16 protein-coding genes are annotated in these 20,294 nt (G+C 72.9%); 8 read left to right on the forward strand and 8 right to left on the reverse strand.

Features of this window, described 5'->3' with window-relative positions; all coding sequences use genetic code 11:
- Window positions 1-66: 66 nt before the first annotated feature.
- Together ACQUSR_RS19315 and ACQUSR_RS19320 are read right to left on the reverse strand one after the other, a co-directional pair.
- Window positions 67-1,440, reverse strand: a complete 1,374-nt coding sequence (locus tag ACQUSR_RS19315) for a sensor histidine kinase (RefSeq protein WP_431047693.1) — start codon at window positions 1,438-1,440, stop codon at window positions 67-69.
- 260 nt (window positions 1,441-1,700) lie between these two features.
- Window positions 1,701-2,369, reverse strand: a complete 669-nt coding sequence (locus ACQUSR_RS19320; RefSeq protein ID WP_431043824.1) for a response regulator — start codon at window positions 2,367-2,369, stop codon at window positions 1,701-1,703.
- A gap of 207 nt (window positions 2,370-2,576) precedes the next feature.
- Between ACQUSR_RS19320 and ACQUSR_RS19325 the strand changes: the two genes are divergently transcribed.
- Complete coding sequence (locus ACQUSR_RS19325) at window positions 2,577-3,482, forward strand: DUF4344 domain-containing metallopeptidase (RefSeq protein WP_431043825.1); 906 nt, start codon at window positions 2,577-2,579, stop codon at window positions 3,480-3,482.
- 170 nt (window positions 3,483-3,652) lie between these two features.
- On the opposite strand, the gene ACQUSR_RS19330 is transcribed toward ACQUSR_RS19325, so the two are convergent.
- Window positions 3,653-5,131, reverse strand: coding sequence for a tetratricopeptide repeat protein (locus ACQUSR_RS19330; protein ID WP_431043827.1), 1,479 nt, complete (start codon window positions 5,129-5,131; stop codon window positions 3,653-3,655).
- A 66-nt stretch (window positions 5,132-5,197) separates the two neighbouring features.
- Between ACQUSR_RS19330 and ACQUSR_RS19335 the strand changes: the two genes are divergently transcribed.
- The gene (locus tag ACQUSR_RS19335; RefSeq protein WP_431043828.1) at window positions 5,198-6,544 is read left to right on the forward strand and encodes an alpha/beta fold hydrolase; all 1,347 of its coding nucleotides are present in this window, start codon (window positions 5,198-5,200) and stop codon (window positions 6,542-6,544) included.
- Between the two features lie 225 nt (window positions 6,545-6,769).
- Window positions 6,770-8,125: a M64 family metallopeptidase gene (locus ACQUSR_RS19340; protein WP_431043829.1), complete on the forward strand. Its 1,356-nt coding sequence runs from the start codon at window positions 6,770-6,772 to the stop codon at window positions 8,123-8,125.
- Between the two features lie 129 nt (window positions 8,126-8,254).
- Here ACQUSR_RS19340 and ACQUSR_RS19345 read toward each other — a convergent pair whose 3' ends face one another.
- On the reverse strand, window positions 8,255-9,439 hold the full coding sequence (locus ACQUSR_RS19345) for a winged helix DNA-binding domain-containing protein (protein ID WP_431043830.1): 1,185 nt from the start codon (window positions 9,437-9,439) through the stop codon (window positions 8,255-8,257).
- Window positions 9,440-9,629: 190 nt separating this feature from the next.
- Between ACQUSR_RS19345 and ACQUSR_RS19350 the strand changes: the two genes are divergently transcribed.
- The 4 genes from ACQUSR_RS19350 to ACQUSR_RS19365 all read left to right on the forward strand — a co-directional run bounded on the left by ACQUSR_RS19350 (window position 9,630) and on the right by ACQUSR_RS19365 (window position 16,902).
- On the forward strand, window positions 9,630-11,351 hold the full coding sequence (locus ACQUSR_RS19350; protein ID WP_431043831.1) for a serine/threonine-protein kinase: 1,722 nt from the start codon (window positions 9,630-9,632) through the stop codon (window positions 11,349-11,351).
- A gap of 94 nt (window positions 11,352-11,445) precedes the next feature.
- Window positions 11,446-13,251 carry a protein kinase domain-containing protein gene (locus ACQUSR_RS19355; RefSeq protein ID WP_431043832.1) on the forward strand — a complete coding sequence of 602 codons (1,806 nt, stop codon included), beginning with the start codon at window positions 11,446-11,448 and terminating at the stop codon, window positions 13,249-13,251.
- 102 nt (window positions 13,252-13,353) lie between these two features.
- On the forward strand, window positions 13,354-14,985 hold the full coding sequence (locus ACQUSR_RS19360) for a succinic semialdehyde dehydrogenase (RefSeq protein WP_431043833.1): 1,632 nt from the start codon (window positions 13,354-13,356) through the stop codon (window positions 14,983-14,985).
- A gap of 57 nt (window positions 14,986-15,042) precedes the next feature.
- Window positions 15,043-16,902, forward strand: a complete 1,860-nt coding sequence (locus ACQUSR_RS19365; protein ID WP_431043834.1) for a GMC oxidoreductase — start codon at window positions 15,043-15,045, stop codon at window positions 16,900-16,902.
- 27 nt (window positions 16,903-16,929) lie between these two features.
- Here ACQUSR_RS19365 and ACQUSR_RS19370 read toward each other — a convergent pair whose 3' ends face one another.
- The 3 genes from ACQUSR_RS19370 to ACQUSR_RS19380 all read right to left on the reverse strand — a co-directional run bounded on the left by ACQUSR_RS19370 (window position 16,930) and on the right by ACQUSR_RS19380 (window position 18,083).
- Window positions 16,930-17,091 carry a hypothetical protein gene (locus ACQUSR_RS19370; RefSeq protein ID WP_431043835.1) on the reverse strand — a complete coding sequence of 54 codons (162 nt, stop codon included), beginning with the start codon at window positions 17,089-17,091 and terminating at the stop codon, window positions 16,930-16,932.
- Window positions 17,092-17,144: 53 nt separating this feature from the next.
- Window positions 17,145-17,729, reverse strand: a complete 585-nt coding sequence (locus ACQUSR_RS19375) for a JmjC domain-containing protein (RefSeq protein ID WP_431043836.1) — start codon at window positions 17,727-17,729, stop codon at window positions 17,145-17,147.
- Window positions 17,730-17,816: 87 nt separating this feature from the next.
- Entirely contained in the window at window positions 17,817-18,083 is a 267-nt protein-coding gene (locus ACQUSR_RS19380) for a helix-turn-helix domain-containing protein (protein WP_431043837.1), read from the reverse strand.
- A 369-nt stretch (window positions 18,084-18,452) separates the two neighbouring features.
- Between ACQUSR_RS19380 and ACQUSR_RS19385 the strand changes: the two genes are divergently transcribed.
- Window positions 18,453-18,821 (forward strand): hypothetical protein, encoded by a 369-nt coding sequence (locus tag ACQUSR_RS19385; protein ID WP_431043838.1) that lies wholly within the window; start codon window positions 18,453-18,455, stop codon window positions 18,819-18,821.
- A gap of 130 nt (window positions 18,822-18,951) precedes the next feature.
- Here ACQUSR_RS19385 and ACQUSR_RS19390 read toward each other — a convergent pair whose 3' ends face one another.
- Window positions 18,952-19,977: an LAETG motif-containing sortase-dependent surface protein gene (locus tag ACQUSR_RS19390; protein WP_431043839.1), complete on the reverse strand. Its 1,026-nt coding sequence runs from the start codon at window positions 19,975-19,977 to the stop codon at window positions 18,952-18,954.
- Between the last annotated feature and the right edge of the window lie 317 nt (window positions 19,978-20,294).

Consider the following 20,294-nt stretch of genomic DNA (forward strand, 5'->3'; position numbering starts at 1 on the left):
ATCGCTTCAGCCGGGGTTCGGCCCGGACCTGGTCCGGCGGGCGCGGGGGCCGCGCGGCGCGGCCGGTCACGCGTGCTGCGGGAACTCCGCCCTGACCACGAACCCGCCGTCGTCCGTCCGGTACGCGTCGAACGTGCCGCCCAGCAGCCGGGCGCGCTCCCGCAGTCCCACCAGCCCGTGTCCGCCGCCCGGCAGCTCCGGCGCCGCCGCGCCCGCGTCCCGGGGGCCGTTGCGCACTTCCACCCGCAGCCGGTCGCAGGCCGGGTCCCGGTCGCTTACCCGCACCCGCACCAGGGCGCCCGGGGCGTGCTTGCGGACGTTGGTCAGAGCCTCCTGCACGGTCCGGAAGGCCGCCCGCTCCACCGCCTCGGGCCGTCCCGTCCGGCCGGTGGGCTGCTCCGCGTAGTCGGCCTCGTACTCGACGTCCAGCGCGCTCACCTCCAGTAGCCGCGGCAGGTCGGCCAGCCGCGGCTGCGGGGTGAGGTCCTTCGCGTCGCCGCCCTCCGTCCGCAGGATGCCGACCATGTGGCGCAGCTCCTCCAGGGTGCGTACGGACAGATCGCGGATGGTGCGCGCCCCCTCGCGTGCCCGGGGGTCGGCGGTGCTGATCTGCACGGCCCCCGCCTGCAGGCTGATCAGGCTCACCTGGTGCGCGACGACGTCGTGCATCTCCCGGGCCAGCCGGGCCCGCTCGGTGCCCACGACCTGCTCGGCGAGCAGCCGGTCCGCGTGCCGGCGGCTGCGGGTCAGCTCGTCGAGGCGGGCCGCCAGCTCGCGGCGGGTGCGCACCAGCAGGCCGAGCGCGATGGGCCCGATGGAGGTCACGAAGGCGTCGATGAGGACGAGGGCGTTCTCGCGGTATGCCGTCGGCTCGAAGTCGGAGACCGGCCACGGGATGAAGTGCGCGGCGGCCAGCAGTGGCACGCACACCGCGAGGAGCCGCCTGTTGTCCCTGCGGACCGCGACCGTGTAGATCGCGATCATGGGCGCGAACCACACGTAGCCGATGAGGATCCCCGGGAGCGTCGCGAGGAAGACGGTGAAGGGGAGGCGGGTGCGCAGCAGCAGCGCCCCGGCCGCGATCAGGGAGACGTTCAGCTCGAGGCCGAACGTCACGCCGTTGACCAGGAACGCGTCGGCGGTGGCGAGGAGGACGGGGATGACCAGGCGGGCCCAGGGCCGCACCCACAGGGCCCTCCAGAGGGACGCCAAGCGGCGCCCCCGGCCGGGGGCGCGGTGCGCGGGCCGACCGGACTCGCGGTCGGCGGGCCGACCGGAGGCGCTCACCGCGGGCTGAGCCGGCGCGTCCGCCGGAAACCGGGCCGGGGGATCCGCCGGCAGCCGGGCCGGGGCGTTCGCCGGAAACGGTGCCGGGGCGTCCGCTGAGGCCTGCTGCCCGGCGGCGGCCGCCTCGTCCCTGTCGGTGGCGTCCGTCGTCATCCCGGCGGGGACGCCTCCGGCGGGGTGCGCGGAGATGCCCGCCTCGGGGGCGCCCGGGACGCCTGCCTCGCGGCCACTCGGGACGCCCGCCTCGCGGCCGCCCGGTGCGTTCGTCACGGGCTGCCCCGGCGGGCCGCTCTCGGATGTCCCGCCCGCGGCGGGAACCGGCGGCCGCTCGGCGGCGTTCAGGGGCTGCTGCCGCTCGGCGGGGTTCACGGGCTGCCGCCCGGTCGCGTTCATCGGGGGACGTTCGGGGGCGCTCATCGCGGGCCGCCCGTCTGCGGCAGGCCCGCGACGAGGCCCGCGCGGTCGGCGACGATCGCCGCCTGCACGCGGTTGAGTCCGCCGAGCTTGCCGAGCACGGCCCGCACATGGTCCTTCACCGTGCTGGCGGCGAGCCCCATGCGCTCCGCGATCTGCGGATTGGCCAGCCCTTCGCCGAGCAGTGCCAGCACCTCGCGCTCGCGCGGGGTCAGCGCCCGTACCGCAGCGGCGGCGGTCGCCTCGGCCTCCGCGGCGAGGAAGCCGCCTATCACGGCGCGCGTGACGCCGGGGTCCAGGACGCTGCCGCCCTCCGCGAGGGTGCGCACGGCCCGCACCAGCTGCTCGGGCTCGGTGTCCTTGAGCAGGAACCCGGCGGCACCCTCGCGCAGCGCGGCGGCCAGGTACTCCTGCGCGTCGAACGTCGTCAGCATCGCCACGGCCGGCGGGCGCGGGGTCTCCCGCAGCCGCCGCAGTACGGTCAGGCCGTCCACGTCCGGCATCCGGATGTCCAGCAGGACGACATCGGCGCCGACGCGCACCACCGTGTCCACCGCCTCGCCGCCGGAGCAGTCGGCGACCACCTCGATGTCCGGGGCCGTTCCGAGGATCAGCCGGAGTCCGGACCTGACGAGCTGCTCGTCGTCCACCACAGCGACACGGATCACCAGCTGCTCCCTCTTCCTTCCCCGCTGACCACGCTGACAGCGTGGATGTGTTTTGGCCAACGGTCGTTCCAAGAGTGCCGCAACGATGCGAAGAAGTGGAGGGCCCAGCTCCGTCCAGTGGGCGGGATCACCCCCTCCGATCGGCGGGGGTAAGCAGAGACCAGCGGTGGATTCCGCGGCCGACGTGGACACGGCAGAGTGCTCCTCATGCTGCACCACCCCGCGGGGCCCGACCGGATTCCCGCCCGCACCACCCTGTGCCACCGCGCTCACCTGCGCACCGTGGCCGCCCTGACGGCCACAGGCGCCGTTACCGGGCTGATAGCGGGGTGCAGCACAGCGTCACAGGCCGCCGCGCCCCCCACACGCGGCGGCCTGTGGACGTCGTACCAGCCCGCCAAGAGCGACGACCAGGCGTGGGCACGTGACTTCCTGCGGCAGCGGCGGCTCCCGGAGCGGGTCGCCGAGCGGCTCAACAAGCGGCTGAAGCTGCGGGCGAAGATCGGCATCGAGGGCCGGACGTGCGGGGACTCCGACGTCGCGTACGACCCCGAGGAGCGGCGCGTCGAGCTCTGCTACGAGTTCGTCGACGAGGTCCGCGAGCTGTTCGAGGACGATGCGGCGGACGCGGAGGGAGACCGCGACGCGGACGCGGCCGGTGAAGCCGGCGCCGGCGCCGTCGCGATCGAGGACAAGACCGCCGGGGTGGTCACCGAGACCCTCTACCACGAGGTCGCTCACGCCCTGATCGACCGGCTCGACCTGCCGTTCGTCGGACGTGAGGAGGACGTGGCCGACCAGTTCGCCGCGTACCACCTGATTCCCCAGGGCAAGGCGGGCCGCGCCGCGGTGCTGGCCGCCGCCGACAACTACCTGCTGTACGCCGGGCAGACCGACCCGGCGGACATCGACTTCGCGGACGAGCACCTCCCGGACGCCGCCCGCGCGGCCAACTACTACTGCTACGTGTACGGTTCGGCGCCGGACCGGCACCGCTCACTCGCGGACGGCGAGCGGCTGACCAAGGAACGCGCCGAACTGTGCGAGGACGAGTACGAAGACTTGCGGCGAGGCTGGAGCACGCTCCTCGCGCCGTACGAGACCAGCCGCTGACCGGCCTCCCGCGGGGGGAGAGACCGGCCAGCGGCGGAACTCGTCGCGACGCCGCGGAGGAGGGGACCTGCGGCGCCGCGATCCATCGGTCCTGTCCGGCCCGACCAACCGGACAGGACCGACCCAACGTCGCCGCCGACACGGCCGTTGACAGCCGTCGGTACGGCCGTCTACAGCGGCGGCTCGGTCGGTGCCGGGCCCAGTGTCGTGGTGCCCGGCGCCGCCCGGTGCCCCAGCCCCGTGCGGTACGCGTCCATCGCCGCCTCCACGCGCCCCTCGCGGCGCAGCAGATCGCCCAGCAGCCGGCACAGGTCGGCCAGGTCGCCCGCCGCCCCGGTGCGCTCCAGCAGGGACAGCGCGGCGCAGTAGTGCTCCTCGGCGGCCTCGGTGTCGCCGCGCTCCTCGGCGATCAGACCGAGCAGCCGGTGCGCGCCGCCCGCGTGCACGGCGCCGCGTTCGGCGGACAGCCCGCCACCCGGCTCGCCGCACGGGCTCTCCGGCACCCTGGACGGGCCCTCCCGCTCACTGGAAGGGCCCTCCGGCTCACCACGCGACCCGTCCGGCCGTTCCTCCGGGCCCGCCGGGGTCAGCAGCGGCAGCAGCAGCGCCTCCGCCTCCGCCGTCCGTCCGCGCCTGCGCAGCACGTCCGCCAGCTCCACCTCCACCTGCACGGTGAACAGCGCGGCCCGCTTGGACGCCAGCATGTCGCGGGCCGTGCGCAGTTCGCTCTCCGCCCGTTCCAGGTCGCCGTCCTGCGCGTGCACGTAACCGCGCATCCAGTGGCAGTGGGCCAGATCCGTGCGTATCCGCAGTTGCTGGTACAGCTCCTGGGCCTTGGCGAGCGAGGCGTCCGCGTCGGCGATGCGCCCTTCGGCGATGAGCGTGCGGGCCACGCCCCGGTGCATTCCCGCGATCAGCTCCGGGTTCTCGACGCGGGGCGCCAGCGCGAGGGCCAGTTCGGCGGCATGTGCGGCGCGGGCGTGCGCGCCCATGTCCATGTACGGCGCGATCGAGGCGGTGTAGAGCAGCAGCAGGGCGTCCGGGTCGTGCAGCCCGGAGGCGTTGAGCTCGTCGATGGTGCGTTCCAGCAGATAGCAGGAGTAGCGCAGCTCGCCGGCGAGCAGATGGGCCACGGCGCGGCCGCGGACGGCCGGCACGCGCTGCGGCAGCGGCGCGTCGGCCAGCAGCGCTTCCGCGGCCTGGAAGTGGTCGCGGGCGCGGGTCAGGTCCCCGGTCTCCAGCGCGCAGTCGCCGAGCCCGAGCAGCGCGGCCGCCTGCTCCGCGGCCAGTTCCAGCCGCTCCGCCTCGGCGCGCAGCGCGGTGAACCGCTCCGCGGCGACCTCGGCCGCGCCGGTGCTCAGGGCGCTGCGGGCGTCGGTCAGCCCGGCCCGCAGCTCGGTGGCCTCCCGCGGGGAGCGGCCGGTGGCCAGCTCCTCGTAGCTGACGCCCAGCCGTACCGCGAGATGGCGGAGCGCCGCTTCCGAGGGGCGCACCCTGCCCGCCTCCAGGGTGGAGATGTACGCCGCGGTGTAGGCGGGCTCGGCGAGCTGCCGCTGGGTGAGCCCGTTGCGGGTGCGCATCCGGAACACCCGCCGGCCTATCGCCTCCGACCCGCCGGCCCGTACCTCCTCGGTGACGCTGTCCGCCATGTGCTCCCCCATCCTTCAGCGGTAAGTTAAGCGGCGAGTCAACTCCATTTACGTGAGGATTGAAAGATGCCGCAGACGATGGTGTCCGGTTCGTTTCCCTCGACCACCGTCCGTCAGCCGGGACTCGTCCTCACCGACCACCATTTCGAGGTACCACTCGACCATAAGGCCCCGGACGGCGAACAGATCAGGCTGTACGCACGGGAAATCGTCGCCACGGACAAGACCGGTGCCGACGGGCGGGCGCGGCCGGAGCTGCCCTGGCTGCTGTACCTCCAGGGTGGGCCGGGCTTCGGCGCCGACCGGCCCGTCGGCCGGTCGGGCTGGCTGGACCGGGCGCTGGAGGAGTACCGCGTCCTGCTGCTGGACCAGCGCGGCACCGGCCGGTCGACCCCGGCCAACCGGCAGACGCTGCCGCTGCGCGGCACCCCGGAGCAGCAGGCGGACTACCTCGCGCACTTCCGCGCCGACGCGATCGTGGCGGACTGCGAGCTGATCCGGCCGCGGCTGACCGGCGGCGCGCCGTGGACCGTGCTCGGCCAGAGCTTCGGCGGCTTCTGCACCGTCAGCTATCTCAGCCACGCCCCGGAGGGGCTGGCGGCGGCGCTGATCACCGGCGGTCTGCCCGGGCTCGACGCGGACGCCGACGCCGTCTACCGCGCGGCATATCCCCGCATGGAACGCAAGACACTGGCACATTACGGGCGTTATCCGGGCGACGCGGACGCTGCGCGGCGGATCGTGGCGCACCTCGCCGAGCACGATGAGGTGCTGCCCGACGGGTCGCTGCTCACTGCCGAATCGTTCCAGCAGCTCGGCATCCTGCTCGGGTCCGGCGACGGCTCGCACCGGCTGCACTATCTGCTGGAGGACGCCTTCGCCGCCACCCCCGAAGGGCCGCGGTTGAGCGACGCGTTCACCGAGCAGGTCGCCGGCCTGCTCTCGCGCGCCGGCTGCCCGCTGTACACCCTGCTCCACGAGTCCATCTACGCCCAGGACGGGCGGGCCACCGCCTGGTCGGCGCACCGCGTCCGCGCCGAGTTCCCGGCGTTCGACCCGGCGCGCGCCCTCGACGGGCCGGACCCCGTGCTGTTCACCGGCGAGAGCGTGCACCCCTGGATGCTGGAGACCCACGCGGCGCTGCGCCCGCTGCGCCGCACCGCCGAACTCATGGCCGAGCGCACCGGATGGGAGCCCCTGTACGACGCGGAGCGGCTGGCCCGCAACGCGGTGCCCGTGGCCGCCGCCGTCTACCACGACGACCTGTTCGTGGACACGGCCCACTCGCTGAGCACCGCCCGCGCCATCCGGGGCCTGCGCACCTGGGTGACGGACGAGTTCGAGCACGACGGGGTGCGCGCGGGCGGCCGCCGGGTCCTGGACCGGCTGCTGAGCCTGGCGCGTGACGCGTAAGCCGTATCAGGCGCAGGTGACCCGCGCTATCAGGCGCAGGTGAGCCGCGCGGCGTGGTCGGCCCGCTGTAACCCGCGTGCGGGAGGAAAATCACCCGCTTCCACATCGACTTCCGCACCACCATTGCCGGGCCCCACGCCGACGCTCTAAGTTGAGCGCACGTTAAACCATCGGCGTAACCCCGCTTAACTCGCTGCTTACGCAGCTGACTTCGGGAGTCCCCACGTGCGCAGAACCCCCCGCAGACGACGCATACGCATCCCGGTACGTGCCGCCGCCCTGGCCGGCGTCGTACTGACCGCCGCCGTGACGGCCACCGCCACCGCGACCGACACGACGTCCTCCTCCGCCTCCGCCCCGGCGGCCGGGACGGAACCGGAGGTGGAGGTGGAGTACTTCAGCGGCCCCGGCGGCCATCCCCGCCACGCCAAGGTGCCCGCCACCGCCCCCGACCGGCTCACCCGCTCCGACCGCGCGCTGACCTCCGCCGAGGCCGCCGGCGACGGCGCGGTGTCCTCGGTGGTCGACAAGGGCCCGACCGCCGACAAGGTCGACGTCGTCTTCGTCGGCGACGGCTACACGGACAGCCAGCAGGAGGACTTCCACGCCGACGTCCGCACCAAGTGGTCGGAGATCGCCGAGGTCGAGCCGTACGCCTCGTACAAGGACCTGTTCAACGTCTGGACCGTGGACGCCGTCTCCAAGGAGTCCGGGGTCTCCGGCGACCCGGGCAAGGACGTCGTCAAGGACACCGCCCTGAAGTCGTACTTCTGGTGCGACGGCCTGGAGCGGCTGCTGTGCGTGGACACCGCCAAGGTGGAGTCCTACGCGGTCAAGGCGCCCGACGCCGACCTGGTCATCGTGCTGTCGAACTCCGCCAAGTACGGCGGCGCGGGCTACAACGACGTGACGTCCGGGCCGGGTTACGACGGGGTGGCCACGGCCTCCTCCGACCACCCGGACTCCGACCAGGTCGCGGTCCACGAGACCGGTCACTCGTTCGGCAAGCTCGCCGACGAGTACTTCTACCCGGAGTACGGCACGTACTCCGGCCCGGAGCCCGCGGACATCAACACCAGCACGCTCAGCGCCGACGAGATCAGGGCGCAGCAGAAGAAGTGGTACCGCTGGCTGGACCAGACCTCGCCCGACGGCGGCACGGTCGGCGCCTACGAGGGCGGCGGCTACTACCCCAAGGGCCTCAACCGGCCCACCGAGAACTCGATCATGCGGACCCTGGGCAAGGAGTTCAACCTGCCCGGCCGTGAGGCGATGATCGCGGGCTTCTACCGCCACGCGAGCGTGGTCAGCAGCGACACCTCCACGAAGACCGTGCTCACCCGGAGCACGCGCCTGACGGTCGGCATCCCGGCCACCGCCACGCTGCGGTGGTACGTGGACGGCAAGGAGGTCACCGCCGCCAGGGGCAAGGTGGCGATCACGCCCAAGTCGCTCGGCGTCCCGGCGGACGGCCGGGAGCACACCGTCACCGCCAAGGCGAAGGACGGTACGAAGGCGGTGCTGGACCCGGCGCTGCGCAAGCTGCTGACGGACTCCCGTACCTGGAAGGCCAAGGGCTGACCGGGCTCGTACCCACCCCCCACGGAAGACCCCCGCCCAACCGGCGGGGGTCTTCGCGTTGCGCGAGTGCCCGCGCGTCGCTCGGCGTTGCGCGAGTGCCCGCACGCCGCTCGGCCGGCTGTCCGGGAGTTATCCGGACAACTCCCGCTCCAGCGGCGTACGGAACCGGGGCGTGACCCGCACCTCCCCGAGCCATCCGCGCAGCCGCTCCGCCTCCGCCTCGACGGCGGTCCGCGCCTCCCGGCCCGCGTCCGCCAGCAGCCGCCACACCAACTCGCCGTCCGCACGCTGTGCCCAGCCGCCGATGACGCGGCCGCCCCACCACACCGTGGGGCCGATGTTCCCGGCGCGGTCGAACAGGGCGGGGGTGTGCTCGGGGTCCAGATACCAGTCGCGGCCGCGCCAGCCCATGGCCGTCGGGTCCAGGCCCGGCAGCAGCGCCGCCCACGGCTCCGGCTCGGGGTCCGGCTCGGTGTCGCCGGGGACGACGAAGCCGGGCCCTTCGTCGAGGGTCACGTCCTCCGCGCCGACGTCGGCCAGCGCCTTGCGGACGTCGGTGAGCGTCCAGCCGGTCCACCACTTCAGGTCCGCCTCGGTCGCCGGTCCGTACCCGGCCAGCCAGCGCCTGGCCACCTCCGCCTTGGCCTCCCGTACCGGCACATCGGGCAACGCCGGAGCCGGCGCCCAGGGGTACAGACTGCTGGTCCAGCCGCCGCGCGGGCGGCAGCGCCGGACGTGGCCGTCCGAGGCGAGCAGCCGCAGCAGCCGGCTGCCGACGCTCTGCCTGGACTCGTACGGCTTGCCGCGCGACATCGTGATCTGCTCGCGCAGTGCCGGTACGTCCTTCGACAGCTCGGTGGTCGTCGCCTGGCCGCGCTCGGCCAGCGCCGCCAGCACCGCCACCTCTGTCTCGACCAGACGGTGTTCGTCCCAGCCCGGGCCCTCGCCGTCCACGCCCTCGCGCAGGTGCTTCAGCACCGTGGCCCGCTCCTTGACGGCGATAGCGCGGGCCGTGGAGGCGCCGACGTACGGGGCGAAGCCCGTCGTCACCGCGAACAGCGTGCGCCGCATGCTCAGCAGCTTCACCAGCGACACGTCCTCGTACAGTGCCTGATCCACCGAGCCGGCATCGGGCACCGCGAGTCGTGCGCACGCGGCCAGATAGACGGTCGCGGGGTCGGTGGCGTGCAACCCGGCCAGGGCGTCGGCCACCTCCTCGACGGTCCGGGCCCGGTGCGGCGGCGCCAGCAGGTGCCGGCGGCCGAGCCGGGCGCGGCGCTGGCCGGGCGTGAGATGCGGGGTCGGCGTCCTCATGGGGCGAGCGTAAGAGGCGGGGTCGGTGTGCTCATGGAGCGAGCGTAAGAGGCGGGTCTGACATCTTCCGACATCGTCCGGAAGGCGTCTTCGAGCTACTTCCAAGTAGCCCGCCAGAGCGCCGCAGCGCCCGGCGGAGCGCACCGGTCCGGTCAGATGATCATCTTCTCCGTGCGGCAAGATGATGGCCATGGGTAGATACGGGGGCGAGGGCGGTGGGCTGCTCGCGGGCCGCTATCGGCTGGTCTCGCGGCTCGGACGCGGCGGTATGGGCACGGTCTGGCGGGCCGTCGACGACCTGCTGGGCCGCGAGGTCGCGGTCAAGGAGCTGCACCCGGCCGACGACGGGCTGTCGGGGCTGGACGTGCAGCTGCGGCGGGAGCGCACCTTGCGCGAGGCCCGTACGGTCGCGCAGATCAAGCATCCCAATGTGATCGTCCTGCACGACGTCGTGGAGCAGGACGGGCACCCGTGGATCGTCATGGAGCTGGTCGACGGGCGTTCGCTGGCCGACCGGCTGGCCGCCGAGGGCCCGGTGGGGCCGCGGGAGGCCGCGCGGATCGTGACCGCGCTGGTGGACGCCCTGCGGGTGGCGCACGCCCGCGGAGTGCTGCACCGGGACATCAAGCCCGCCAACGTGCTGATGGAGGCGGGCACCGGCCGGGTGGTGCTGACCGACTTCGGCATCGCGCAGGTGTCGGGCGTCACGACGATCACCGACAGCGGGTCCTTCGTCGGCTCGCCCGAGTACACCGCGCCCGAGCGGATGGCGGGCCGCCGCACCGGCCCGGAGTCCGACCTGTGGTCGCTGGGCGTGCTGCTGTGCGCGCTGGTCAGCGGGGAGTCCCCGTTCCACCGAGACTCGCTGGCCGGTGTGCTGCACGCCGTGGCCTTCGACGAGATCCGGCCGCCCGCCGCCGCGGGCCCGCTGCTGCCCGTCGTCCAGGGGCTGCTGGAGCGGGACTGGGAGCGGCGGCTGGACGCGGACGCGACGGAGCGGCTGCTGCGGGCGTACCAGATCACCGGGGACACCCCGGAGATGCCCGTCCACTACACCCCGACGCAGTACAACGTGCCGGACACGCCCCCGCAGCCGCTCGTGCCGGACACGCCTCCGCAGCCCCTCGTGCCGGGCCCGGTTCCCGCCGTGCCGGCTTCGGGCGCCGAGCCGTCCCCCGCCCCGGCCGCCTCCGGTTCCGCGGCCCCCGCCCCGGCCACGGTGCCCAAGCGCGCCGGGAAGCGGCCTTCCTCCACCCGCGTCGCCCTGCTCACCGCCGTCGCCGTCGTCGTCCTGGTGGGCGTGGGCGCCGGAATCGCCACGCTGCTCATCGGGCGCGACGGCGACTCGTCCGACCTCGGTGGTCCCGGCACGCGTACGAGCGGGCAGAGCACCCACAAGGCGTCGGCCTCGCCGTCGGGCGGGCCGACCAGCAAGCCCAAGCCGACCAGGCGGACGAAGCTCCCGAGCGGCTACACCCTGCAGACCGATCCGCTCGGCTTCCAGATCGCCGTTCCCGACGAGTTCAGCCGCTCGGTCGAGGGGCCGCGCGTCTACTACTACTCGCCGGGCAGGGAGTTCCGTATCGGGATCCACCCTCAGCCGAAGAACCCCAAGGGCCCACTCGTACTCACCCAGGAGGCGGACGCCAAGGGCCCGCAGAACTACCCGGGTTACCGCAAGGCCCAGGTCATCGAGACCGAGCACCACGGGGTCCCCGCCGCGCTGTGGGCGTTCATCTGGAACGGCGCCGCCGACGACGGCGGTTCGCGGCAGACGTACGAACTCAGCTGGGACCAGGGGAATCAGATGCACGACGTCTGGGTCTCCGCTCCCGTGGAGCAGAAGAGTGAGGGAAAGCGGTATTTCGACATAGCCGTGCAGACGTATTCCCGACCCGGCTGGAGCGACTGACCCAAGCGACCGACTCAGGCGACCGGCTCAAGCGACTGGCTCAGCGACTGACTCGATTGGCGGGCGACGCACCGCGACAGGTAATGATGGGCACATGACGAACCTTGGGGGACGGGCGGACGAGCCCACCAGCTACGGGCTCCAGCCGCCACAGGCGCCCGACGGGCACGACGCGCCCGGCACGGCGGCACCGGTTCCGCCGCAGGGCGCCTACGAGCCGACGCAGATGGCCGCGCAGCCGAGCCACCCCGGAGCCGGCCACCAGGGCCACCCCGCGCAGCCTGGCAACCCCGGGCACCCCGGACATGCCGGGCACGCCGCCGACGACCCGCGCGCCGGCGGCCACAGCGGCGGCTCCGCCGCTCCCACCGCCCCGTTGGACCCCGGCTCGGGCCGGGTCGTCGGCGGCCGCTACCGGCTCGTCTCCCGCCTCGGGCACGGCGGCATGGGCACCGTCTGGAAGGCCCATGACCAGGTCGTCGACCGCGAGGTCGCGGTCAAGGAGCCGCGCGTCCCCGACCATCTGCCGGAGCGCGAGCGGCACACCGTCCACCAGCGCATGCAGCGCGAGGCGCGCGCGGCGGCCCGGATCGACCACCCGTCGGTGGTCACCGTGCACGACGTGGTGGTCGAGGACGGCCGCCCGTGGATCGTGATGGAGCTGGTCCAGGGGCATTCGCTCGCCGACCGGCTCGCCGAGGGCACCCTGGACCCGCGCGAGGCGGCCCGCATCGGCCTGGCCGTGCTGGGCGCGCTGACCGCGGCCCACGAGGCCGGGGTACTGCACCGCGACGTCAAGCCGGACAACGTCCTGCTGGGCCGCAACGACCGCGTCGTCCTCACCGACTTCGGGATCGCGCAGGTCGAGGGCGAGCAGGGGCTGACCGAGACCGGCGCGTTCGTCGGCTCGCCGGAGTTCATCGCGCCGGAGCGGGTGCTGGGCCAGCGGCCCGGCCCGGAGTCCGACCTGTGGTCGCTGGGCGTGGTGCTGTACGCGGCGGTCGAGGGCATGTCGCCGTTCCGCCGCTCGCACACCCCCGCGACCCTCCAGGCGATCCTGTCGGCCGAGCCGCAGACGCCCGCGCGCGGCTCCGGCGCGCTGGGCACCCTCGTCATGCAGCTGCTGCGCAAGGACCCGGCGGCGCGGCCGTCGGCGGCCGAGGCGCGCCACGTGCTGGAGTCGGCGGCGAACCCGCCGCAGCCCGCGGCGACGCTGCTGGCCGCCGCCCCGGTCGCCCCCGCGGCCACCGGCGGCAGCCGCTTCGTCCCGCCGATCCTGCACAAGAACCGCAAGGCGCAGGCGCTGTTCGGCGGCGGCGTGCTGGCCGTGGCGGCGGCGCTGGTGCTGGCCGTGCTGAACCCGTTCGCGAGCGATCCGACGCTGCCCGAGGGCTGGACGGTCCGCGAGGACCCGGAGCTGCTGTCGGCGTCGCTGGCCGTACCGGAGGACTACCGGCGCGAGGTCACGGATGAGGATGACAGCGACGGCTACACCGAGGTCGAGTTCCGTGATCCCAGCGGTGTCTTCACCATCTCCCTGTGGCGGTCGGCGGAAGACGACGACGGCCCCTACGCGACGTCGCTCGACGGTGCGGTCAAGACCCTTGTCGGCTACTACGGCGGCAGCAACTCCGGCATGAACGACGCCCAGCCGGGCAAGCCGGAGAAGTCGAGCCAGCAGGGCAAGGAAGCGCGTGACCTGACCACCACATACCGGGATAGCGGTGATGCCGAGGACGCCCCCCGTCATGCTCACCGCGACCACGTCTACATCAACAAGGACAAGACGGTCTGGGGGCTGACGATCACGATGCCCGCCGAGGGCGACGCTCGCGAGGTCGGCGATCAGCTGTTCGATGATGTCGTGAAGAACCTGAAGATCGACGAAGACGAGCTCTGACCTGCGCGGTCGGCGATCCGCGCCAGCAACCGCTGGCGCGGATCGTCGAAAGTGGTTACCAGCGGGTACCCAAAGCGTCCGCCCCGGCATACGCTCCTCCGCATGACGGACTCGCAGGACAGCGCAGCAGCCACGACCGCGGCCACGCCCGCCGCCGACGGCAACCCGGTCGCCGCCCCCGGCACCCGCACCGCCGCCGACGTCGTCACGCCCGACCTGGTCGCCCGGCTCACCGGCGGTGTCGTCGGCAGCGGCAGCACCGCCAACCACACCCCGTTCACCGGGGAGAAGCTCGCCGAGCTGCCCGAGTCCACCCCCGAGGACGTGGCCACCGCCTTCGCCCGCGCCCGCGAGGCGCAGCGGGCGTGGGCCGCGCTGCCCGTCCGCCGCCGCGCCGCCGTCCTGCTGCGCTTCCACGACCTGCTGCTCGGCCGCCAGTCGGAGATCCTGGACATCGTGCAGCTGGAGACCGGCAAGACCCGGCTGCACGCCCACGAGGAGATCCAGGCCGTCGCCCTCGCGGCCCGCCACTACGGCCGCAAGGCCCCGGAGTATCTGCGTCCCAAGTCCCACCTGGGCGCCGTACCGACCCTGACCAAGGTCACCGAGCTGCGCCAGCCGCGCGGCGTCGTCGGCCAGATCGTGCCCTGGAACTACCCGCTGGAGCTCTCCGTCGGCGACGCTGTCCCCGCCTTCGTCTCCGGCAACGCCGTCGTGATGAAGCCCGACACCCAGACCGCGCTCACCGCGCTGTGGGCCCGCCAGCTGATGATCGAGGCCGGGCTGCCCGCCGAGGTGTGGCAGGTCGTCATCGGCGAGGGGCCGGTCGTCGGCCCGGCCGTCGTCGCCGGGGCCGACTACGTCTCGTTCACCGGTTCCACCCGCACCGGCCGCGAGGTCGCCCAGTCGGCCGCCGCCAGGCTGGTCGGCTGCTCCCTCGAACTCGGCGGCAAGAACGCCATGCTGGTGCTGCGCGACGCCGACCTCGACAAGGCCGCCGAGGGCGCCGTCCGCGGCTGCTTCTCCTCCGCCGGCCAGCTGTGCATCTCCATCGAGCGGCTGTACGTGCACGAGTCGGTCGCCGACGACTTCCTCCGGCGCTTCGCCGCCCGCACCAAGTCGCTGCGGCTCGGCACGGCCCTGGCGTACGGCGCGGAGATGGGATCGCTGGTCTCCGCACGCCAGTTGGAGACCGTCACCCGCCACGTCGAGGAGGCCGTCGCCAAGGGCGCCACGGTGGTCGCGGGCGGCCGCCCCCGGCCCGACATCGGCCCGCTGTTCTACGAGCCGACCATCCTCGACGGCGTCGAGGCGCCGATGGCCGTGTGCGCCGAGGAGACCTTCGGCCCGGTGGTCTCCCTCTACCGGTTCGGCGACGAGGACGAGGCCGTCGAGCTGGCCAACGCCACCCCGTACGGCCTCAACGCCAGCGTCTGGACCAAGGACGGCCGCCGCGGCCGGGCCGTCGCCGCCCGGCTGCGCACCGGCACGGTCAACGTCAACGAGAGCTATGCCGCCGCCTACGCCAGCGTGCGCGCCCCGATGGGCGGCATGGGCGAGTCCGGACTCGGCCGCCGGCACGGCTCGGAGGGCATCCTGAAGTTCACCGAGGCGCAGACCGTCGCCCAGCAGCGGCTGCTGCCGCTGGCGCCGTCGCTCGGCCTGACCGACGAGAAGTACGCCGCGTTCATGACCCGCAGCCTGCGCGCGATGAAGGCACTCCGCCTGCGCTGACCCTGACCCTGCCCCCACACCCCTGACGCTGACCAGCACGTTCGTACGGAGGTACCAGTGACACGGGACGAGTGCGCCGGAAACCGGGACCGGTCGGAGGCCGGGGAGGACGGATACGACTACGACGTCCTCGTCATCGGCTCCGGCTTCGGCGGCTCCGTGTCCGCCCTTCGCCTGACCGAGAAGGGCTACCGGGTGGGCGTCCTCGAGGCAGGCCGCCGCTTCACCCGCGACACCCTGCCCAGGAACTCCTGGCACCTGCGCGACTACCTGTGGGCCCCGGCGCTCGGCCTCTACGGCATCCAGCGCATCCACGTCCTGGGCAAGGTGATGGTGCTGGCGGGCGCCGGGGTCGGCGGCGGTTCGCTGAACTACGCCAACACCCTGTACGTACCGCCCACACCGTTCTTCCAGGACCCGCAGTGGGGCCACATCACCGACTGGCAGGAGGAGCTGAGGCCGTACTACGAGCAGGCGCGGCGGATGCTCGGCGTACGCCTCAACCCGACCATGACCCCCTCCGACGTCCATCTCAAGGCGGCGGCGGAGAAGATGGGCGTGGCCGACTCCTTCCACATGGCGCCGGTCGGGGTCTTCTTCGGCGACGGCCAGGACGCCGGGGAGGGCGGAGGAGCGGGCGTACGGGCGAGGCCCGGCGAGGAGGTCCCCGACCCGTACTTCGGCGGCGCGGGCCCGTCCCGCAAGGCGTGCACCGAGTGCGGCGAGTGCATGACGGGCTGCCGGCACGGTGCGAAGAACACGCTGAACGAGAACTACCTCTACCTGGCCGAGAAGTCGGGCGCCGAGGTCCACCCGATGACGACGGTGGTGGCGATCACCGAGGACGGCGACGGCGGCCACCGTGTCATCACGGTCCCCACCGACCAGCGCCGCAAGGGCCGCCGCCGGACATTCCGCGCCCGCCAGGTGGTGATCGCCGCGGGGACGTACGGTACGCAGACGCTGCTGCACACCATGCGGGACAAGGGCCTGCTGCCGGGGATCTCGGCGCGGCTGGGCGAGCTGACCCGTACCAACTCCGAGGCACTGGTGGGCGCGCAGACCACGCCCCGCCGCTATCGGAAGCTGACGGGCGGGAAGGGCCCGGACTTCACCCAGGGCGTGGCGATCACCTCGTCGATCCACCCCAACGACACCACGCACATCGAGCCGGTCCGCTACGGCAAGGGTTCCAACGCGATGGGCGGGCTGTCCGTCCTCCAGATCCCGCACGGCGGCAGGCTGCCGCGCTGGCTCCGATTCCTGGCCGCCAACGCCCGCCACCCGATCCTGTCGCTCCGTTCGCTCTCCAACCACCGCTGGTCCGAACGCACCATCATCGGCCTGGTCATGCAGACCCACGACAACTCCCTGATCACGTGCCGCAAGCCGAAGGGCGTGGGCAAGGGCCTGCTCACGGCCCGCCAGGGGCATGGGGACCCCAACCCCGACCACATCCCCGAGGGCGCGGAGGCGGCCCGCCTGATCGCCGAATCGATCAACGGCTTCGCGGGCAGCAACGTCGGCGAGCTGATGGGCACCCCGCTGACCGCCCACTTCCTGGGCGGCTGCCCGATCGGCGAGGACCCGGACCACGGCGTCATCGACCCGTACCACCGGCTGTACGGCCACCCGGGCATCTCGGTGGTCGACGGCGCCGCGGTCTCGGCGAACCTCGGCGTCAACCCGTCCCTGACGATCACTGCACAGGCGGAGCGGGCGATGTCGCTGTGGCCGAACAGGGGCGAGACGGACCCGCGCCCGACCCCCGGCGAGCCGTACCGGCGCGTGGCCCCGGTGGCCCCGAAGCACCCGGCGGTCCCGGAGCAGGCCTTCGGCGCGCTGCGCCTGCCGTTCGTACCGATCCCTAAGGTCCCTAAGGTCCCGGGGCCTTCCCGCTCACGCGGCGATCAGTAGGCCGAGCAGAGGGCTGCCGCCTGGACCCTAGAGAGACAGCGGCAGGTCGAGCGCGGTCTTCCTCACCGCTTCTGCCGTCTGCTTCACGTCAAGAGACGTGAAAGCCTGTTCCAGTAGCCCGCACGTCTCTCCGATGGCTTGCCCGAGCCCGCCGTCCGTCAGGACATCCACGCCCAGCGCCTCGCGCATACGCTCCTCGGTGAGCAGGCAGTCCACCAGTTGGTGGGCGAGCCAGTGCCGGGTCAGTTCCCGCAGCGCGAACGCGACGTGCAGGCTCGAGGTCGCCCCCGTGGCCTGGGGTGGTGGATCCAGCCGCGCGGCAGCCAGAGGGTGTCCCCCGGGGCCAGGGCGCACACCATGTCCGGCTTCTTGCCCGCTAATCGGTCCCGTAGCGCTGCGCTGGTCGTGGTCTTCGGGAACGAAAGGTGCTCGCGCATGGGGGCGGTGACCTGCGGGCGATACAGCGGCCATGTCTTCGTGCCCGCGATCTGCGCGACGACGACCGTGTACAGGTCCCAGTGCCAGCTGAGTCCGCGCGCGCCGGGCGGGGTCAGATAGCCGGTGGCGTGGCAGGGGTAGCAGGTCTCGCGCTGGATGGCCCGGAAGACGCCGCGGAAGAAGGGGAACAGGTCTTGCAGGTTGCGCAGGGAGAGCGTGTGGCCCTGATCAAGGTAGTGGCGCACCTTGCCGGGGAGCAGTCGCCCGTCGCTGACGTAGTAGTCGCGTTCCAGGGTCCTGCCGTCGCGGGGGAGCAGCACATGTCCGGCCAGCAGGCAGTCTGTCTCGATGTAGTCGTCCACCAGCTTCAGCGATAACGCGTCGTCCAATGGGCTGTGCCCACGACGCACATGGCGGGGTTCGTCGGGCCAGCAACTGCCCCAACCGGGCATGAGGAGTTCGAGGGATATCGGGCATCAGGCTCCCAATCCGAGAGGGCAACGAATTCGGGGCCATTGGAGGTTGGGGCAGCAGATGACGATGTGGTGCGCGAACCGCGGGCCGCTGGCCCTCCGCCACAAGGAACGACTGTCCTGCCACTCAGAGTTGGCGACCCTGGCCAGTGCGGTGACTTCCGAGACCAGTTCTTGAGGGACGTCGAGTGCCTTGAGAGTGCGCTCGACGTCAACAAGTTTGGGCGTCTTCTTCCCAGTCTCGAACTTGCTGATCTGGGACTGCGACATGTTGCAACGCTTGGCGAGCCGGTCTCCTGTGAGACCGCTCGCCTGCGCAGTTCTCGCAGCCTCAGGGCGAGAACTTCCATGGACTCGCCTAGCTGACCAGGATCGAACGTCACTCGTTCTCTTTCACGTACTCCGAGAACGGTACGGAGTGTGCGAGGGCGATGCGGCGCCAGAACACATTGCCCTGAACGATGATGGAGCCGCGCCTGTGAACGCTACGGATCCCCGTCCATCTGTGTCCACGCCGACCCGTGACTATTCCCGTACTGAGGGCTGGACACCCCCCAATCCGGTGTGGTGATCTCGGTGGCTAGACTCCGCGCGACCGCGGGCGCGCAAGGCGCCCGTTTGGACGAACGGGGACTGTATATGCGCAAATTGGCTTCGCTGCTGGCTGTGGCGGCGATGACGGGGGCAACACTGTTCACCACGGGGGCGGCCTCGGCCGGGTCCCTCACGCCTGCGAAGGCTCCCACGACCGCGGTGAAGGGCGCCGCATGCAACAAGGGCATGACGCTCAAGGCGAAGGAGAGCGTCAAGATCCGCGCGTCGAAGAGGCTCAACTCGACGGCGCGGGGCCTCTTCCCGAAGGGCGGGATCGCCAAGCAGGCGAACTGCAGCGACGAAAAGGGGCAGTCGTACGACCTGTGCGGCTGGGAGAAGAACCTGTGGACGTACCTGGACTACCGGGGGACCAAGGGCTGGGTCCCGGCCGGCTGCACGCTCACCGGATGGTGAGCTGAGCCGCTCCACGCCCGGCGCCGACTCAGCATGCGCAGCGGCCCGGGCCGGACGGTGACCGTGGACCGGCCGGGTGGTGTGCCGGCCGGGACGAGGTCCAGGCGGTAGCGCTGGGGGCGGTGGGGCGTTACGGCGTGCGGCGGGCGCGGCGCACCGTCAGCACCGTCCCCGCGCCCGCCGCCATCGCGACCCCGCCGATCACGGCGATCGTCGGCAGGGGCGAGGAGGTGCCGGTCTCGGCGAGGCCGCCCTGGGGTGCGGGGCCGCCGTCGGGTCGCGGCCTGGGGAACGGGCGCTTCTCGCGCTGCGGCCGCGGCGTGGGCCTCGCGGGTGGCACCTCGCCCGTCTTCGCGCCCGCCCGCAACACGTCGAACTCGTAGTACTCACCGGTGGAGTAGACGCAGTCGCCCTCGTCGTCGACGTACGCGCCCACGGTGATGGCGTAGCCGAAGCCCTCCGTGGCACGGGCGGAGACGCTCAGCCGCAGGTCCAGCCTGACGGTCCCGTGCGGGGGCACGCCGGTGAAGGTCATGTAGCCGCCCGCCACGTCGGTCCACGCGCCCGTACGCGGGTCCTTGAACTGGAGGGTCAGGAACTCCTCGGTTCCGTCGGGGTGGTCCGCGTCCGCGGTGCCCGCGACGACGCCGTAGTCCACGCGCTGGTAGGAGCGGCCGGAGGCGTTCCTGACCTGGTACGCGAAGGTGTGGAACCCGCTGCCCGCGACGACCTTCGACGGCAGGTCGACCAGGGTCGTGGCGAGGTCCGGGTCCTCGGTGTACTCGTCGTCCCCGCACTCGGATATCGGGCCCTCGGAGGATGCCGGGGGAGGAGTGGGCGGAGTGCCCGGGGGCGTCGGCGTGGGGCCGGGCGTGCTCGCCGTGTCCGTCGGCCCCGGCGCGGAGGTGGTCGGCCCCGGTGCGGAGGGCGCGGAGGTGGTGGGCCCGGGGGTGGGGCCGGGGTCCTCGGTTGACGGGGCCGTCGGCTCCGGTGCCGTGGTGGCCGGGCCGGGCGCGGTCGGCGCCGTGGTGCCGGTGGCGGACGGGGGCGGTGCGGGGGGCGGCGTCTCGGCGTGGGCGGCCGGGGCGGCGAGAAGCGCGGCGGGGGCGATGGCGGCCGTCGCCGCCGTGGTCGCCAGTGCGCGGCGAAGCTTCATGGAGACCTCTTCTGGGTCCGTACGCGCTGCTGCGAGCAGCAGCGATCGTGGGGGGAGACCGTCGCGACGGGCACGGCACGGCATGCCGTTTACACGTACATGACCAGTCATGCCCGGGCATAGATTGCCCACAGAAAGGTCACAGTGTGAAGTGATCCGGCGAATCGGGGGCCGCTTGGCGGGTCGCGTCGACGGCCTGGACAGGCACAAGGGCCCCGGGGCGCCCGCGAGGGGCAGGCGTCCACGGGGCCCTCGGCGGTCAGCACCAGCGTCAGGGCAGCGCCGGTGCTGAGGGCGGCGCCGGGGGGTTGCGCCGC

Origin of the sequence: Streptomyces sp. P1-3 (genome assembly GCF_050613155.1) — a bacterium.
Taxonomy (GTDB): domain Bacteria; phylum Actinomycetota; class Actinomycetes; order Streptomycetales; family Streptomycetaceae; genus Streptomyces.

Coding starts and splice junctions, on each gene's coding strand:
- ACQUSR_RS19350 (WP_431043831.1), top strand. CDS start 9,630: ATGGGTAGATACGGGGGCGAGGGCGGTGGGCTGCTCGCGGGCCGCTAT.
- ACQUSR_RS19390 (WP_431043839.1), bottom strand. CDS start 19,977: ATGAAGCTTCGCCGCGCACTGGCGACCACGGCGGCGACGGCCGCCATC.
- ACQUSR_RS19355 (WP_431043832.1), top strand. CDS start 11,446: ATGACGAACCTTGGGGGACGGGCGGACGAGCCCACCAGCTACGGGCTC.
- ACQUSR_RS19330 (WP_431043827.1), bottom strand. CDS start 5,131: ATGGCGGACAGCGTCACCGAGGAGGTACGGGCCGGCGGGTCGGAGGCG.
- ACQUSR_RS19370 (WP_431043835.1), bottom strand. CDS start 17,091: ATGCGCGAGGCGCTGGGCGTGGATGTCCTGACGGACGGCGGGCTCGGG.
- ACQUSR_RS19385 (WP_431043838.1), top strand. CDS start 18,453: ATGCGCAAATTGGCTTCGCTGCTGGCTGTGGCGGCGATGACGGGGGCA.
- ACQUSR_RS19345 (WP_431043830.1), bottom strand. CDS start 9,439: ATGAGGACGCCGACCCCGCATCTCACGCCCGGCCAGCGCCGCGCCCGG.
- ACQUSR_RS19335 (WP_431043828.1), top strand. CDS start 5,198: ATGCCGCAGACGATGGTGTCCGGTTCGTTTCCCTCGACCACCGTCCGT.
- ACQUSR_RS19325 (WP_431043825.1), top strand. CDS start 2,577: ATGCTGCACCACCCCGCGGGGCCCGACCGGATTCCCGCCCGCACCACC.
- ACQUSR_RS19315 (WP_431047693.1), bottom strand. CDS start 1,440: ATGACGACGGACGCCACCGACAGGGACGAGGCGGCCGCCGCCGGGCAG.
- ACQUSR_RS19360 (WP_431043833.1), top strand. CDS start 13,354: ATGACGGACTCGCAGGACAGCGCAGCAGCCACGACCGCGGCCACGCCC.
- ACQUSR_RS19380 (WP_431043837.1), bottom strand. CDS start 18,083: ATGTCGCAGTCCCAGATCAGCAAGTTCGAGACTGGGAAGAAGACGCCC.